Source organism: Fodinicola acaciae, from assembly GCF_010993745.1.
In the GTDB taxonomy this organism is placed as follows: domain Bacteria; phylum Actinomycetota; class Actinomycetes; order Mycobacteriales; family HKI-0501; genus Fodinicola; species Fodinicola acaciae.
In genome coordinates, this window is sequence record NZ_WOTN01000001.1 from 769227 (window position 1) to 784504 (window position 15278).

A 15278-nucleotide genomic window follows, 5' to 3' on the forward strand; every position below is an offset into this window, starting at 1 on the left:
CTTTAGTGCGAATAGGAGAGCAATGACAGGGGCCCAAGGGACCAGTGCTGCGCGCTCAGCGGAGAGCGCGCCGCCGGCGACCCGGTTCGCGGAGCTCACGTCCTACGACGTGGCCGACTTCGCGGTGCCGACCGCGCGTGACGAGGACTGGCGGTTCACCCCGCTCAAACGCCTCGTCGGCCTGCACGACGGCACTTTCGAGGCCGAGAAGGCGCCGCTGAGCCGAGAAACCGGTGAGCTGCCCGCTGGCGTACGCGCCGAAAGCGTCGGCCGCGACGACCAGCGCGTCGGCTCGGCGCTGGTGCCGTTCGACCGGGTCAGCGCGCAGGCTTACACGAGTTTTTCCGAAGCATACGTGCTTTCCGTGGACGCCAACGCGGTCGTCGAAACGCCGGTCGTCGTCAACGTGCGCGGTGGCTCGGCCGACGGCGCGAGCTTCGGCCACACGGTTGTCGACATTGGACAGTCGGCCGAGGCGACCGTCGTCCTTGACCACACCGGTTCGGCCGTACTCGCCGACAACGTCGAGATTCTGGTCGGCGACAACGCGAAACTCGTCCTGGTGACCGTCCAGGACTTCGATCCCGGATCGGTGCACGTACAGCACCAGCGGGTGAGGCTCGGCCGCGACGCGCGCATCGTGCACGTCTCGGTCAGCCTCGGCGGCGACCTGGTGCGGCAGTTCACCAGTGTCGACTACAGCGGTCGTGGCGGCGAGGCCGACGTTTACGGCATCTACTTCGCCGACGGCGGCCAGCACCTGGAGCACCGCCAGCTGGTTGACCACTCGGTGCCGGACTGCCGGTCCAACGTGCTCTATCGCGGCGCTCTGCAGGGTGTCGACGCGCACACGGTGTGGATCGGTGACGTGCTGATCCGGCCGGACGCGACCGGCACCGACACATACGAGATCAACCGCAACCTGGTCCTCACCGAGGGCGCCCGCGCGGATTCGGTGCCCAACCTGGAAATCCAGACCGGTGACGTGGTCGGCGCCGGCCACGCGAGTGCGACCGGCCGGTTCGACGACGAGCAGCTCTTCTATCTGATGTCACGCGGCATCACCGCGGAAAACGCGCGGCGCCTGGTCGTACGCGGATTCTTCGCCGAGCTGATCAACAAGATCCCGGTGGAGTCGCTGCGCGAGCGGATCACCGCGACCGTTGAAGCGCGGCTTTCCGAGGCGGGCGCCTGAATGACCGACTTCGTACGAGCGTGCGCGGCGGCCGAGGTGCCGGCCGGTGAGGCCACCGGTGTCGACATCGACGGCACGCCGGTCGCGATCGTGCACACCGAGGACGGCGAGTTCTTCGCCATCCGCGATGTGTGCTCGCACGCCGAAGTGCCGCTGTCCGAAGGCGATGTCGAGGGCTGCACCATCGAATGCTGGCTGCACGGCTCGCAGTTTGACCTGCGGACCGGAAAACCGACCGGCCTGCCGGCCACCGAGCCGGTCCCGACCTATCCGACGCGCGTTGCCGACGGCGACGTTTTCGTGAATATCTCTGCAACTCAGGAGTCCGTGAAGTGAGCACTCTGGAAATCCGTGACCTGCACGTCAGCGTCGCCGTCGCCGACGGCGAGGAGAAGCCGATCCTGCGCGGCGTCGACCTGACGGTGAGGTCGGGGGAGACGCACGCGATCATGGGCCCCAACGGCTCCGGCAAGTCGACGCTGGCCTACTCCATCGCCGGTCACCCGAAATACCGCGTCACCGGTGGCACGGTGACCCTCGACGGCGAGGACGTACTCGCGATGACCGTCGACGAGCGCGCACGTGCCGGCCTTTTCCTGGCCATGCAGTATCCGGTCGAGGTCCCCGGCGTCAGCGTCTCCAACTTCCTGCGGACGGCCGCGACCGCTGTTCGCGGTGAGGCGCCGAAGCTGCGTACGTGGGTCAAGGACGTGAAGGAAGCGATGGAGCGGCTCGAGGTCGACTCCTCCTTCTCAGAGCGCAGCGTCAACGAGGGTTTCTCCGGCGGTGAGAAGAAGCGTCACGAGATCCTGCAGCTGGAGCTGCTCAAGCCGAAGATGGCGGTGCTGGACGAGACCGACTCCGGGCTGGACATCGACGCGCTGCGCGTGGTCAGCGACGGCGTCAACCGCGTACGCGCCACCGGTGAGGTCGGCGTCCTGCTGATCACCCACTACACGCGGATCCTGCGTTATGTGCAGCCGGACTTCGTGCATGTCTTCGTCGGCGGGAAAATCGTCGAGGAAGGTGGCCCGGAGCTCGCCGAACGGCTGGAATCGGAAGGATACGTGCGCTTCACCAAGGCGGCGGTCTGATGTCCGCCCCGGCGCCGGAGCTGGCCCTGGACGTCGAGCGCATCCGGGCCGACTTCCCGATCCTGCAGCGCACCGTACGCGACGGACACCGGCTGGTCTACCTGGATTCCGGTGCCACCTCGCAGAAACCGGTCCAGGTGCTGGACGCTGAGCGCGCGTACTATCTGCGGCACAACGCGGCCGTGCACCGGGGTGCTCACCAGCTGGCCGAGGAGGCCGACGAGCTGTACGAGGGCGCGCGCGGAAAAGTCGCCGCGTTCATCGGCGGACAGGACAACGAGGTGGTGTTCACCAAGAACGCCACCGAAAGCCTCAACCTTGTCGCGTACTCGATGAGCAACGCGTCGGTTTTCGGCCCGGAGGCTGAGCGTTTCCGGATCGGTCCCGGCGACGAGGTCGTGGTGACCGAGATGGAGCACCACGCCAACCTCATCCCGTGGCAGCAGCTCTGTCTGCGCACCGGTGCGACGCTGAAATGGCTCGGCCTGACCGACGAGGGCCGGCTGGATCTGTCCAATATGGACGGTGTGATCACCGAGCGGACCAAGCTGGTCGCTCTGGTGCACCAGTCCAACGTGCTCGGCACGGTCAATCCGGTGAAGGCCATCGCGGACCGGGCGCATCAGGTCGGTGCGCTGGTCGTGCTCGATGCCTGCCAGTCGGTGCCGCACATGCCGTTCGACGTGGCCGACACCGGTGCGGATTTCGTCGCGTTCTCCGGCCACAAGATGCTCGGGCCGACCGGCGTCGGCGTGCTGTGGGGCCGGTACGAGCTGCTGGAGACGATGCCGCCGTTCCTGACCGGCGGCTCGATGATCGAGACCGTACGCATGGAGGCGACGACCTTCGCCAAGCCGCCGCAGCGTTTCGAGGCCGGCGTGCCAAACATCGCGCAGGTGATCGGCCTCGGTGCCGCGGTCGACTATCTGTCCGCCGTCGGCATGGCCAATGTCGCGGCACACGAGGAGCAGCTGACCGCGTACGCGCTGCAGGCGCTTGAACCGCTGTCCGGCGTCACGGTCGTCGGACCGCCAACCAACATCGCCCGTGGCGGCGCGGTTTCGGTTGTGGTGGACGGGATCCACTCGCACGACGTCGGCCAGGTGCTGGACGACCTCGGTGTCGAGGTGCGGGTCGGACACCACTGCGCGTGGCCGATCATGCGGCGTTTCCACGTGCCGGCGACCACCCGCGCGACGTTCTACCTGTACAACTCCACCGAAGACATCGACGCCTTCGTCAGCGGAATAGAAAAGGCTCAGAGGTTCTTCTCATGAAGATGGAGTCGCTCTACCAGGAGATCATCCTGGACCACTACAAGCACCCGCACGGCCGGGGGCTCAGGGAGCCGTATTCGGGTGAGGCTTATCACGTCAACCCGACCTGCGGCGACGAGCTGACCGTACGCGTGCAGCTGTCCGAGGATGGCGAGCTGGTCAAGGAAATCTCGTACGAGGGCCAGGGTTGCTCGATCAGCCAGGCGTCGGCCTCGGTGCTGCACGATCTGGTGTCCGGACAGCCGGTCAAAGAGGCCTTCGCGGTGGGCGACGAGTTCCAGCGGATGATTTCCGGCCGGGGCGAGGTGGAGCCGGACGAGGACGTACTCGGCGACGGCATCGCTTTCGCCGGCGTTGCCAAGTATCCGGCGCGGGTGAAATGTGCTTTGCTCGGATGGATGGCGTTCAAGGACGCGACCGCCAAAGCGGTCGCAGCGGAGGGTAAATCATGAGTGACGAGACAACCACTCCGACCGCCGAACTGACGAAGGCCGAAGTGGACGATGTCGAAGAGGCGATGAAGGACGTCGTCGACCCCGAGCTCGGCATCAACGTGGTCGATCTTGGCCTGGTGTATGGCATTCACGTCGATGACGCCAACATCGCCACGATCGACATGACGCTCACGTCGGCGGCCTGTCCGCTCACCGACGTGATCGAGGACCAAACCCGTGAGGCACTGTGCGGCGGAGGCCCGAGCGCGGTGGTGAGCGACTTCCGGATCAACTGGGTCTGGATGCCGCCGTGGGGCCCGGACAAGATCACCGACGACGGCCGCGACCAGCTCCGCGCGCTCGGCTTCAACGTGTGACGCACAGCTCACACTGGGGTGCTTTTGTTGGCTCCGTTGAGGATGGCCGGCTGGTCGTACGGCCGCATCCGGTCGATCCGGAGCCGTCCCCGCTGATTTCCAATGTGACCGATGCTTACCGGCATCGGTCACGCGTTTTACGGCCCTTCGTACGCCGTGGCTGGCTGGAATCCGGGCCAGGCCCGGATTCCCGGCGCGGCAGCGATTCGTACGTGCCGGTCAGCTGGGACCGCGCGCTCGACCTGCTTTCGGCCGAGCTTGACCGGGTGCGACGTTTGCACGGCAACAGTGCGATTTTCGGCGGATCGTACGGCTGGGGGAGTGCCGGCCGATTTCATCATGCACAGTCCCAAATCCACCGATTCCTGAACACGATCGGCGGCTACACGCGGTCGGTCAACAACTACAGCAACGCCGCGTCCGAGGTGACGCTGCCGCGGATTCTCGGTCCGGCCGGCGGATATCAGGTGTTCCGGCAGGGCACGTCGTGGCGGACCATTGCCGCCAACACCGATCTCGTGGTGGCTTTTGGCGGGGTGCGGCGTACGAACCTGGCGGTGGCACCTGGCGGGATTTCCGCGCACCACACCGGATCCGACCTTGCCGGCCTGTCCGACGCCGGTGTCGAGGTGGTGTCTTTCAGCCCGCTCGCTGACGATGCGGCCGCCGAGCTGAAAGCGCGCTGGGTCCCGGTCGTTCCCGGCACCGACGTGGCGGTGATGCTGGCGTTGACCTGGGTCCTGGTGACCGAGGGGCTGGCCAACCGGTCCTTTGTAGACCGTTACACGGTCGGATCCGCGCAGGTGGAGAAATATCTGTCCGGCGGCATGGACGGCGTGGCGAAGACGCCGGAATGGGCCGCCGGCCTCTCCGGTGTGCCAGCAGCCGAGATCTCCGCGCTGGCAAGGAAAATGGCCGCGCGTCGGACGCTGGTGACGACGAGCTGGTCGCTGCAGCGGATCCAGTACGGCGAGCAGAGTCTGTGGGCCGGCGTCACACTTGCCGCCTACCTTGGCCAGATTGGCCTGCCTGGTCGCGGTTTCGGCCACGGCTATGGCTCGATCGGCGACGCCGGCCGGCCGGTGTCGGGTCCGCTGCCGACATTGCGCCAAGGCCGCAACGCGGTCTCGGATTTCATTCCGTGTGCGCGGATCGCCGACATGTTGCTGCATCCTGGCGAGCCGTACGACTACAACGGCCGGCGACTGTCCTATCCGGACACTCGGCTTGTCTACTGGGTCGGCGGAAATCCGTTCCACCACCATCAGGACCTGCGCAGGCTGACGCGCGCGTTTTCCCGGCCGGACACGGTCGTGGTGCATGAGCCGTTCTGGACCGGGATGGCCAAGCACGCCGACCTCGTGCTGCCGGCGACGCTGACGATCGAGCGCGAGGACATGGGTGCCGGTCGCGGCGACCCGTATCTGCTGGCGATGCGCCGGCTCGTACCACCGGTCGGCGAAGCGCGCGACGACTACGACATTTTCGCTGGCCTGGCGGAAAGAATGGACGTACGCGAGGCTTTCACCGAAGGCCGCACGTCGTCAGAGTGGTTGCGGTCGCTCTATGACAACTGGCGTGAGTCGTCAGCTCGTCGTGGTCATGACGTGCCGGACTTCGACAGTTTCTGGACGGCTGGCCAGATCGAGCTACCCGGTCTGCGCGAGCCGGAACCGCCGTTGTCCGATTTCCGTGCGGATCCGGAGGAAAATCCGCTCGGCACGCCGAGTGGCCGCATCGAGCTGTTCTCCTCGACGGTCGCCGGCTTCGGCTATCCGGACTGTCCTGGACACGCGGTGTGGCTGGAACCGGAGGAATGGCTCGGTGCCGTCTCGGCGTATCCGCTCGCTCTGATCGCCAACCAGCCGGCGCGCAAGCTGCACAGTCAGCTGGACATGGGGTCGCACAGCATGGCCGGCAAGATCGACGGCCGCGAGCGCGTACGGATGCATCCGGTCGATGCGGCCGCGCGCGGCATCGCCGACGGCGATGTCGTACGACTTTTCAACGACCGCGGCAGCTGTCTCGCCGCGGTCGAGTCCACAGTGGACATACGCCGCGGTGTCGTGCAGCTTTCGACCGGTGCCTGGTATGACCCGTCGCGGCCGGATGTCGCCAGCTGCGTACACGGAAATCCGAACGTGCTCACGACCGATCGGGGGACTTCGGCTCTGGCGCAGGGATGTACCGGTCAGCACGCGCTCGTCCAGGTCGAGCGTCACGTTGGCGAGCCGCCGCCGGTGCGAGCGTACGACCCGCCGGCCGGCTGCTGAAGATCAGCGCTGCGGCGGCGATCGCGATGGCGGCGATGACCAGCCAGCCGCGGTGAAAGACGGCGACGGCGCCGACGCCGATCGGACTGCCGACGATGCTGACGAACACGGCCGCGCCGAGCGCGTTCCCCATTTGTTGGAACATCGAGGAAATGCCGATCGCGGTGGACATCCGGCCAGTGTCGACGACACTCAACGCGACCGCGACGAAGGACGGCGACGCCATCCCGATGCCGCAGCCGGTGACGATCTGCGCCGGCAGGATTTCGCTGGCATAGGCCGGTGTCGCGCCGGTGCGCCAGGCGAGCCAGGCCGCTCCGGCGGCGACCAGAATGCCGCCGATGGCGCCGACCCGGTGCACGCCGAGGCGCGGCGCGAGAAAACGCGCGGCCGGAATAGCGGTGCTGGCGGCCATGATCGGACCGGGACTCAACTGGAGGCCGGCGGTGAGGATCGACTGGTGCCACTGCACGGTGAGAAACTGTGCGCCGGCAAGGATGCCGGCGCCGAAAGCCACCGCGAAGACGAGCGCGGCGCCGACCGCGAGCAGAAACGGACGCTGGCGGAGAAGGCCGATTTCCAGCGCCGGCGCCGGATGGCGCGCGGATCTCGCCACCACCACCAGCAAAATCACCACCGCGACGGCCGCGCCGGTGACGGTCGCGGTGAGCGGCCAGTGGCCGGCTTTGTCGATGGCGAGTGTCAGCACGGAAACGGCGACGATCAGTCCGGCCGTACCCCACAGGTCAGGCATCCGCCAACCGGCGCGGTCCCTGCTTTCGCGCAGCCGTACGGCGCCGAAGGCCAACGCCGTCAGACCGACCGGAATGTTGACCAGGAAGATCCAGCGCCAGTCGGACTGGACGAGCACCGATCCGAGCAGCGGTCCGCTGGCCGCGCCGACGCCGCCGACCGCGGCCCAGGCACCGAAAACCGCGCCGCGCCGCTCCGGCGGAAACTCCGGCAGCACGACGGCCAACGCAGACGGTGTGAAAATCGCGGCACCGGCCGCCTGGCAGATCCGCGCGGCGACCAGCATCGCCGGTGAGACCGCCAACGCGCACGCGGCCGAGGAGGCGACGAAAAGCGCCAGACCGATGAGAAACATCCGTTTACGGCCGACCGCGTCGGCGACCCGGCCGGACGGCACCAGCAGCGCGGCGAAGACGATCGCGTACGCGGTGAAGATCCAGGACAGATCGTCCAGCCGCGTGCCGGGGAAATCCGCCTGGATGGCCGGAAACGCCAGGTTGACGATGAAGGTGTCCAGCAGGGACACGTAAACGGCGACCGAGACGATCGCGAAGGCGGCCCAACCCGGACTCAGTCGCTTCATACGACTTACCGTAGCCAGAGTCGGTCGCTTGATGCAACCCACTCGGCTATGCTGGTGGCATGTTGGGCCGTACGTACGAGGGACAGCACTGCTCGATCGCCAAGTCGCTGGAGGTCGTCGGTGAGCGCTGGTCGCTGCTCATCCTCCGTGACGTGTTCACCGGCGCTCACCGCTTCGACGAGCTGCAGAAAAGCCTTGGCATCACCCGAAGTGTGCTGTCCAGCCGGCTCGACCACCTGGTCCAGGAGTGCGTGCTGGAGCGGCGCCGCTATCAGACGCGGCCGGACCGCTACGAATATCTGGCCACCGACAAGGGGTTGGCACTCTGGCCGGTGCTGATGCACCTGCTGGACTGGGGAGATCGTTACTACGCCGGAAAATCCGGTCCACCGCGGATTGTCGAACACGACGGCTGCGGTGGCCGGATGAATTCCGAGCTCTGTTGCGACACCTGTGGCGAGCGCCTGTGGCCGCAGACCGCAAGCGTCCACCCGGCAAGGCTCAGTAGGCCTCGATCTCGTCGATGAGCATCACCTCCGCGTCCGCGTTGTAGGACTTGGTGAACGTCAGCCGGACGAATCGCGCGGTGCTGCTCGCGAAGCCGAAGTCATACCAGATCCTCGACTGGTCGTTGGTCGCGGTCAACGTGCCGAGCGAGGTATAGTTGCTGCCGTCGGTGCTGACGCTGACCTGGACCTGATCCGGTCGGTAGGCCGGATATTCCTGGTAGGCGTGCATCCGGACGTTGCCGATCGGCTGCTGCGATCCGAGGTCGAACGTGACGTTCACCGTGCCGTGTCCCGGACCGAAACCGTAGGTCCGGCCGTCCGGGTACGCGTCGGCGAGCACGCCGTCTGTCGACTCGATGCCGCTGTCCGGTTGGTTGTCCGGCGTGACGGTGTTTCCGGCCGCATCGGTGATCTTGTACGTCCGGCCACCGAGCAGATTCGCCTTCGCGAGGCCAAAGCCGGCGACTTCGAAGCTGTTCAACGCATATGCCGTCGCGCCATCGCTGCCGGCGCTGACCGCCAGCCGCACGTAGCGAGCCTTGCCATTGATGCCAACGAAATCGTCGCCGCTGTCAGCGGATGTCGTGGCGTACGCGTCGGTCCAGCGAGAGCCGTCGTAGGACACCTGGACCTTGTACGCCTTGCCGTAAACCGGACCCCAGTCGAGCCGTACGCCGTCCAGCTGCACCTGGCGGCCGAGATCGACCTGCCACCACTGCGATCCGCTGCCGCTGGTCGGTTTCCAGGCTGTGCCACCGTCGCCGTCGATGGCGTTGCCGGCGGCGCCGCTCGACGCGGTCGCCGTCCCGGTGCGAGCGAGATCCGTTGCGACGACTGGCTTTCCGCCGGCGGCGTCCAGCATCAGCCGGCGAATCCGCGCCATGTACGACGTGTCGGGGACATAGGTGTCGGCGTTCTGGATGAGCGCGTAGCTGAGGTCGTGCGCCAGACCGGGATTGGTCCTGCCGAGGATGTTCAGCAGCTCGTAGTCCTCGATGCCGTCGCGTAACGAGTCGAACCGGATGGACGACTCGATCCGGTTGTTCGGCGCGTCCGGCCAGACGATCGAGTGGTCGCCTTTTCCGTCCTCGTCCAGCACCGGCGCGGCCCAGCCGTCCATCGAATAGTGCAGATAACCAGTCGCCTGCCGCGAGTACGCATACCAGATCGTCAGCCGTTGGTTCCACTGTGGCTGGTCGATGAAGCGGTTGAGGTAGTTGTCGACCGGAATGATGCACTGGTAGAACCAGAGTTCCTTGCCTTGCCTGCGAAGCGTGTCGTACGGTTCCGGATTGCCGTTGTAGTTCAACGTGTCCGGGATCATGACGTCCATCGACCTGGCCAGCTCGGACGCGTTCGGCTCAGCGAAGATCGCATCACCGAGCTTCAGGCCCGGCCAGTGCGAGTGCACCTGGCTGGCGATTCCGAGCCACGACCGCTTGTCCTCGTCGGTGATCGGCTCGTCGCCGATGTGCATCCAGTAGACGTCGGAAACCTTCCGGTTGTCCTTCAGCGTGGTGTTCTCCAGGTGTTTCTTGAGTTCGGGGATGAACTGGTCGATGAAGTTCTTGGCGTCAGCGGATTCCCATGGCGCGTAGTCGCGTACGCCAGTGCCGTCCGCGCCGCGGCTGATGATCTCCACCTCACGGATGCCGTCGAAATTCGGCTTCGTACGCCAGTTGTCGGTGTCCGCCGACACCCAGAATCCCTCGAGCCGCTTCAGGACGTTGTTGTCGTCGAAGATCCGCAGTGCCTCGTCGAAACGCGACCAGTTGAAGGTGTAATGACCGGCACTGTCCACTGTGGACCCACCGTCGATCAGCAGGCCGACCGGAGGCAGTGTGACGTTGTTGATGCGATGCCGGCGCATCTGTTCCACGACGTCGTTCATGAGCGCACGCCACTGCGGCGTGAATCGCTTGTAATGGTAGAAAGCCTCGATGGTGTTGACGTCGCCGTCCGGTTTCCAGGAAAGCTCACCGTTGAACGTGTTCCACATCGCGTCGTTGAAGGTGCCGTCCTTGGTGTCCGGCACGTCCACCGCGCGTACGTCCACACTCATCGCGACCGGCGCGAGATCGCCTTTGTCGGTGTGGACGGTCACGGTTCCGGCGTAGCGGCCGGCCGGCAGGCCTTTCGGCACGTACGCGGTGACCCAGATCGACTGCGTGACGCCGGTCGGCACGGAGAACTGCGTCCGGTTCGAGAGATTGTCCGGAAAGTCGCCAGGTGCCTTGCGTACCGGTGGATAGACATGCGTGTTCGCGTCGAGCTTCTGGTAGGTGACGAAGTTGTACGACAGGTTGCTCGCGGCGATCTTGTTGCCACCGTTGACAAGATCGGTGAAACCGACCGACGTGACGGTGAGGCCGGCCGACGGCCGGATGACGATCTGGCCGCTCTCGTATTCGTTGCGCGCGGTGTCCAGGTCCACCGTCGAACCGGACTCACGCGTCGGCAACGAATCCTGGAAAACGTTCGTCGACGACGGCTCGGTCCAGACCCGGACGGCCGGCGCCGCCTGCGCGGGACTGACCGGTGGACCGACCAGACAACAGGCGAGCAGAATCGTCACGGCTCCGATCGGGACCCGCAATCTTCGCATCGTTAGCCCTCCCCGGCTTTGGTAGACAATGCGCCACTGTGGCGCGTCCCGGTCATGACGTCCTAGAAAATCGGTTAGACCACCGGTGAGAATGGCCGCGAATGCCACCGAAGGTGAGCCGACTGTTCCAGCCTGAAGTTTTCGCTGCTAACCTGCCGGCGACTTCGCCGACATGATGGGAAAGGACGGCGTCGATGACATTTCTCAGATTTCTCGCTTCCGTAGTGGCGTTGGCGGTCTTCGCTGCCACACTGGCGGTGGCGGCGCCGGCAAGCGCCACAGTCATGCTCATTCGCAACCTCGGCAGCGGCGACCGCTGTCTGCACCTGGTTGCTTATTCCAACGGCACGCAGGCAACCCTGGCCGCGTGTGACATTGGTCAGGACAACCAGATCTGGGACTGGCAGAACGACTTCACCATCCGCAATGTCGGCAGCGTCAACGGATGCCTGGACCTGAGCTCGTACGACGTGGGCACCGCGCCCGGCCTGAATGCCTGCAACGGCACGTTTTCCAGCCAGCGATGGAGGTTCGAGGCAGACGGGACGATCCGCAGCATCGGCGCACTCACCGACATCAGGGCCAACCGCTGCCTCGACCTCACCTCCTATGCCGACAACACACCGGCCACGCTGAACAACTGCGATTCGGCGCTTGCCAGCCAGTGGTGGGGTCCGTGACCTACGGTCCGCCGTACGATGTGGACCACTGGACTCAGCGGAACAGGCAGAACGGGTGGCCATCCGGGTCGAACAGGACGTGTACGTCTTTCTGTGGTTGGAAATCCGCCAGCACCGCACCGGCCGCCACGGCCCAGCCGACCGCCGCGTCCAGGTCGTCGACCTGAATGTCGAGGTGTTCCATGCTCAACTGCCGGTCGGGCTCGCTCGGCCAGACCGGCCGCCGGTAGTGCCGGTCCCATTCCAGGCTGATGGTCGGGCCGGTTTCCCCCTCCGGCGGCCGAAGTTGGGCCCAGCCGGCCTCAGGGGGCTCGCCCGGCCGCGGCGGATCGTCGGCGGTGACCGGCCAGCCGAGCAGCCGTGAATAGAAAGCGGCCAGTTCATGAGGATGGGAGACGTTGATGGTGACAGATGTAACGCGCAGCCGCGGCCGGGTCATCGCGCGTCCTCCTTGACCATGTCGGCACATTTCTCGCCGATCATCATCGTGGTGATGCACGGATTGACCGCCACCAGAAACGGCATCGCGGAGCCGTCGGCGACGCGCAGACCGGTGACACCGTTGACCCGCAGTCGGGAGTCCAGCGGTCCACCCATCGGTACGGTGGCCGACGGATGGTAGACGGTGTTGTGCGTTTTCCTGATGTAGTCAGCGATTTCGTCGTCCGTCCGCGCGTCCGGGCCAGGTGCCAGCTCGGCGCCGGCCCAGGCCGCCATCGCCGGCTGGCTGACGATCTGCCTGGCCAGCCGGATGCCATGGGTCATCACCCGCATGTCGTGCGGATCGGTGAAATAACGCGGATCCACGCGCGGCTTGTCGCGGAAGTCGCGCGTGCGCAGGCGTACGGTGCCGATCGACCGGCTGCGTGTGACGTTCGGCGTCAGGCAGAAACCGTTTTCGGTGGTCGGATATCCGCGCCGCAGCGTGTTCATGTCAAACGGCACCGAGCCGTAGTGGAACATCAGGTCCGGCCGGTCGAGGCCTTCTTCGGTCGTGGTGAAGATGCCGATTTCCCACCACTGGGTGGAGTCGGTGACCATCGGCTGCCTGGCGTCCCACTGGATCACGCCTTCTGGATGGTCCTGCAGGCTGGAGCCGACGCCGGGGGAGTCGACGAGGACGTCGACGCCGACCTCGTGCAGATGGTCGGCCGGTCCGATGCCGGACAACATCAGGATTTTCGGTGTGTCGATGGCACCGGCCGACAGGATGACCTCGCGGCGCGCCGTGACGCGTACGCTGTGGATCAGGTCCTCGGCGACATAGTCCGCGCCGACCGCGCGTTTTCCATCGAAGACAAGACGCTTGACCCGCGCGTCGGTGCGTACGTCCAAATTGGATCGTTGGCCGAGGATCGGATGCAGATACGACACCGACGCCGACGCGCGCGTGCCGTCGTCCTGCGCGTTGATCTGGAACCAGTTGGCGCCGTGCGTCACCGTTTTCCCGGTGTTGAACGGTGTCGTCGGAATCCCGGCCTGTGCGCAGGCTTCCAGCAGGGCGACACCACACGGGTCTTTCGGTGGCACGCTGCGGATGCGTACGGGTCCCGACCGGCCGTGGTGATCGCCTGTATCGGCGTTGTTCTCCAGTCGCTGGAAAAGCGGAAGGACGTCGGCGAAACTCCAGCCGTCGGCGCCGAGCGCGGCCCACTCGTCCAGGTCCTCTGCCGGTGCCCAGAAAGCGATGCAGGAGTTGTGCGACGAGCAGCCACCGAGCACACGCGCGCGTGCGTGACGGAGATACGAGTTGCCGGACTCCTGCGGCTCCACCAGATAGTCCCAGTCATAGCCGGATTCCAGCAACGCCATCCACCTGGACAGCTCCAGTACGGCCGGAGTGTCCACATCGGACGGTCCGGCCTCCAGCAGGCACACCGTGACGTCCGGATCCTCCGACAGTCGTGCGGCGACGACCGCGCCGGCGGTTCCCCCACCGACCACCACATAGTCGTACGACGTCATGAAACCGCTTCTCCTTCTGGTGCCGGTGTGGCCGCGTGGTCGGCGAGGACACCGACCTTGTGGCGCTGGACGAACCAGTAGTAGGCGAATCCGGCGGCCGCGATGACGATGACGAAAAGCACCGAGCTCCACTGCAGATACCAGTGGAACGGCGGCGTCGCGTTGTAGATCTCCTTGCGCGGCCAGGCCAGGTTGACGCTCATGCCGATGCCCCACAGCACGGCCAGGATGTTGACCGGCAACCCCCAGCGGCCGAGCTGGAATCGGCCGGCGCGTCTGGCGCCGCCGGTCGGCCAGTTGCCGCGAAGCCGCGCGACGAGCATCGGGATCGTCACCAGCAGATAGGAAACGTAGATCAGCACGACCGCGAGGCTGGTGACCGCGGAGAAGATCTGCGGCTGGTTGACGTTGACGAGCAACAGCAGGATCGCGATCACACCGATGATGATCGACGGCACTATCGGTGTCCGGAACCGCGGACTGACCCGCGCCAGCACCGATCCGGCCGGCAGACAGTTGTCCCGTGCCATCGCGAAAGCGATCCGGATCGCCGCGGTGTGCACGGCGAGGACGCAGACCGTGATGGCAATAGCGATCGCGACGAGAAACGCGCGTCCGATCGCGGGCCCCAGCGCGTCGGTGAGCACGAACTGCAGGCCGTCGGTCTTGAGCTGCGGTGCGTTGAGGCTTTTCGCCGCCATCAGGCCGAAAAGAATGATGAGGCCGCCGAGGACGAAGGAGGCGACCAGTGCACGCAGGACAGCGCGCGGCGCGTTTCGGTGCGGATTGAGGGATTCCTCGCCGAGCGAGGCGGCGGTGTCGAAGCCGTACATGACGTACGAGGAGGCCAGCGAGGCGACCAGGAACGCGCCGAGATAGCCCCAGGAATGGCCCACACCGGTGCCGAGCGTCTCGGTGACGACGGCCGGTCCGCGGGTGATGACCGCGGCCAGCGCGATGACCAGTAACACGGCCGCGATCAGCTCGACGAAGACGCCGGTGCTGTTGATCCGCGCCATCAGCTTGACGCCGATCGCGTTGACGACAGTGGTGAAAACGATCAGGACGGTGGACAGGACGACCGCGTTGGCGGCCTGGTCGTACGTGCCGGTGCCGTCACCGACGAACTGGAAGAACGAGTCGATCTGCGGCAGGGTCCGCTGATATGCCAGGGCGGTGGCCGAAATCGACACGACCGAGGCGACCAGCATCATCCAGCCGGCCAGCCAGGCGACGTGCGGGTTGGACAGCCGCTTGGACCAGTTGTAAATCGAGCCGGCGATCGGATAGTTTGCGGCCAACTCGGCGAAACACAGCGCGACCATCAGCTGGCCGGCGAACACCATCGGCCACGACCACCAGTAGGCCGGTCCGCCTTCGGCGATGCCGAGATAGGAGAGCTGGAAGGTGCCGGTCAGGATGGAGATGTAGCTGATGCCGGCGGCGAAGGTGTGAAAGCTGCCAAGCGACCGCTTGAGTTTGTTGGCATAGCCGAACTCGTTCAGTTCCGCGTCGTCAGCTGTCGACATGTCT

The 15278-nt window shown here is 65.9% G+C and carries 13 protein-coding genes and 1 pseudogene; 9 read left to right on the top strand and 5 right to left on the bottom strand.

Annotated features, from left to right (window positions below; all coding sequences use genetic code 11):
• The first annotated feature begins 22 nt into the window (after nucleotides 1-22).
• The 7 genes from sufD to GNX95_RS03585 are packed head-to-tail and all read left to right on the top strand — an operon-like array spanning nucleotide 23 to nucleotide 6650.
• Nucleotides 23-1195: a Fe-S cluster assembly protein SufD gene (sufD, locus tag GNX95_RS03555; protein ID WP_163505710.1), complete on the top strand. Its 1173-nt coding sequence runs from the start codon at nucleotides 23-25 to the stop codon at nucleotides 1193-1195.
• Complete coding sequence (locus tag GNX95_RS03560) at nucleotides 1196-1531, top strand: bifunctional 3-phenylpropionate/cinnamic acid dioxygenase ferredoxin subunit (protein ID WP_163505711.1); 336 nt, start codon at nucleotides 1196-1198, stop codon at nucleotides 1529-1531. It begins immediately after the preceding gene.
• Nucleotides 1528-2289, top strand: a complete 762-nt coding sequence (gene sufC, locus GNX95_RS03565; RefSeq protein WP_163505712.1) for a Fe-S cluster assembly ATPase SufC — start codon at nucleotides 1528-1530, stop codon at nucleotides 2287-2289. Before GNX95_RS03560 ends, sufC begins: the two co-directional genes overlap by 4 nt.
• Nucleotides 2289-3566 (top strand): cysteine desulfurase, encoded by a 1278-nt coding sequence (locus GNX95_RS03570; protein WP_163505713.1) that lies wholly within the window; start codon nucleotides 2289-2291, stop codon nucleotides 3564-3566. The genes sufC and GNX95_RS03570 overlap by 1 nt, the downstream gene beginning before the upstream one ends.
• The gene (sufU, locus tag GNX95_RS03575; RefSeq protein WP_163505714.1) at nucleotides 3563-4018 is read left to right on the top strand and encodes a Fe-S cluster assembly sulfur transfer protein SufU; all 456 of its coding nucleotides are present in this window, start codon (nucleotides 3563-3565) and stop codon (nucleotides 4016-4018) included. Before GNX95_RS03570 ends, sufU begins: the two co-directional genes overlap by 4 nt.
• Nucleotides 4015-4377 carry a metal-sulfur cluster assembly factor gene (locus GNX95_RS03580; RefSeq protein ID WP_163505715.1) on the top strand — a complete coding sequence of 121 codons (363 nt, stop codon included), beginning with the start codon at nucleotides 4015-4017 and terminating at the stop codon, nucleotides 4375-4377. The genes sufU and GNX95_RS03580 overlap by 4 nt, the downstream gene beginning before the upstream one ends.
• On the top strand, nucleotides 4374-6650 hold the full coding sequence (locus GNX95_RS03585) for a molybdopterin-dependent oxidoreductase (RefSeq protein WP_163505716.1): 2277 nt from the start codon (nucleotides 4374-4376) through the stop codon (nucleotides 6648-6650). Before GNX95_RS03580 ends, GNX95_RS03585 begins: the two co-directional genes overlap by 4 nt.
• 124 nt (nucleotides 6651-6774) lie before the next feature.
• On the opposite strand, the pseudogene GNX95_RS42970 reads toward GNX95_RS03585, so the two are convergent.
• Nucleotides 6775-7986: pseudogene (locus GNX95_RS42970) on the bottom strand (MFS transporter); the annotation flags it as partial.
• A 59-nt stretch (nucleotides 7987-8045) separates the two neighbouring features.
• On the opposite strand from GNX95_RS42970, the gene GNX95_RS03595 reads away from it, so the two are divergent.
• A complete protein-coding gene (locus GNX95_RS03595; protein WP_163505718.1) occupies nucleotides 8046-8513 on the top strand; it encodes a winged helix-turn-helix transcriptional regulator in 468 nt (155 codons plus the stop codon).
• On the opposite strand, the gene GNX95_RS03600 is transcribed toward GNX95_RS03595, so the two are convergent.
• Nucleotides 8488-11100 carry a discoidin domain-containing protein gene (locus tag GNX95_RS03600; RefSeq protein ID WP_163505719.1) on the bottom strand — a complete coding sequence of 871 codons (2613 nt, stop codon included), beginning with the start codon at nucleotides 11098-11100 and terminating at the stop codon, nucleotides 8488-8490. The genes GNX95_RS03595 and GNX95_RS03600 overlap by 26 nt on opposite strands.
• 194 nt (nucleotides 11101-11294) lie before the next feature.
• On the opposite strand from GNX95_RS03600, the gene GNX95_RS03605 reads away from it, so the two are divergent.
• Entirely contained in the window at nucleotides 11295-11780 is a 486-nt protein-coding gene (locus GNX95_RS03605) for an RICIN domain-containing protein (protein ID WP_163505720.1), read from the top strand.
• A gap of 34 nt (nucleotides 11781-11814) precedes the next feature.
• Here GNX95_RS03605 and GNX95_RS03610 read toward each other — a convergent pair whose 3' ends face one another.
• From GNX95_RS03610 to GNX95_RS03620, 3 genes are read right to left on the bottom strand one after another with little or no spacing between them, the layout of a single operon-like run.
• Nucleotides 11815-12219, bottom strand: a complete 405-nt coding sequence (locus tag GNX95_RS03610; RefSeq protein WP_163505721.1) for a VOC family protein — start codon at nucleotides 12217-12219, stop codon at nucleotides 11815-11817.
• On the bottom strand, nucleotides 12216-13745 hold the full coding sequence (locus GNX95_RS03615; RefSeq protein WP_163505722.1) for a GMC family oxidoreductase: 1530 nt from the start codon (nucleotides 13743-13745) through the stop codon (nucleotides 12216-12218). The genes GNX95_RS03610 and GNX95_RS03615 overlap by 4 nt, the downstream gene beginning before the upstream one ends.
• Nucleotides 13742-15274: an APC family permease gene (locus tag GNX95_RS03620; RefSeq protein ID WP_163505723.1), complete on the bottom strand. Its 1533-nt coding sequence runs from the start codon at nucleotides 15272-15274 to the stop codon at nucleotides 13742-13744. Before GNX95_RS03620 ends, GNX95_RS03615 begins: the two co-directional genes overlap by 4 nt.
• Nucleotides 15275-15278: the final 4 nt, after the last annotated feature.

Excerpts from the sequence above, each read along its gene's own strand:
- GNX95_RS03605 (WP_163505720.1), top strand. The coding sequence starts at position 11,295 with ATGACATTTCTCAGATTTCTCGCTTCCGTAGTGGCGTTGGCGGTCTTC.
- GNX95_RS03595 (WP_163505718.1), top strand. The coding sequence starts at position 8,046 with ATGTTGGGCCGTACGTACGAGGGACAGCACTGCTCGATCGCCAAGTCG.
- GNX95_RS03570 (WP_163505713.1), top strand. The coding sequence starts at position 2,289 with ATGTCCGCCCCGGCGCCGGAGCTGGCCCTGGACGTCGAGCGCATCCGG.
- GNX95_RS03620 (WP_163505723.1), bottom strand. The coding sequence starts at position 15,274 with ATGTCGACAGCTGACGACGCGGAACTGAACGAGTTCGGCTATGCCAAC.
- sufU (WP_163505714.1), top strand. The coding sequence starts at position 3,563 with ATGAAGATGGAGTCGCTCTACCAGGAGATCATCCTGGACCACTACAAG.
- GNX95_RS03580 (WP_163505715.1), top strand. The coding sequence starts at position 4,015 with ATGAGTGACGAGACAACCACTCCGACCGCCGAACTGACGAAGGCCGAA.
- GNX95_RS03560 (WP_163505711.1), top strand. The coding sequence starts at position 1,196 with ATGACCGACTTCGTACGAGCGTGCGCGGCGGCCGAGGTGCCGGCCGGT.
- GNX95_RS03600 (WP_163505719.1), bottom strand. The coding sequence starts at position 11,100 with ATGCGAAGATTGCGGGTCCCGATCGGAGCCGTGACGATTCTGCTCGCC.
- sufD (WP_163505710.1), top strand. The coding sequence starts at position 23 with ATGACAGGGGCCCAAGGGACCAGTGCTGCGCGCTCAGCGGAGAGCGCG.
- GNX95_RS03615 (WP_163505722.1), bottom strand. The coding sequence starts at position 13,745 with ATGACGTCGTACGACTATGTGGTGGTCGGTGGGGGAACCGCCGGCGCG.
- GNX95_RS03610 (WP_163505721.1), bottom strand. The coding sequence starts at position 12,219 with ATGACCCGGCCGCGGCTGCGCGTTACATCTGTCACCATCAACGTCTCC.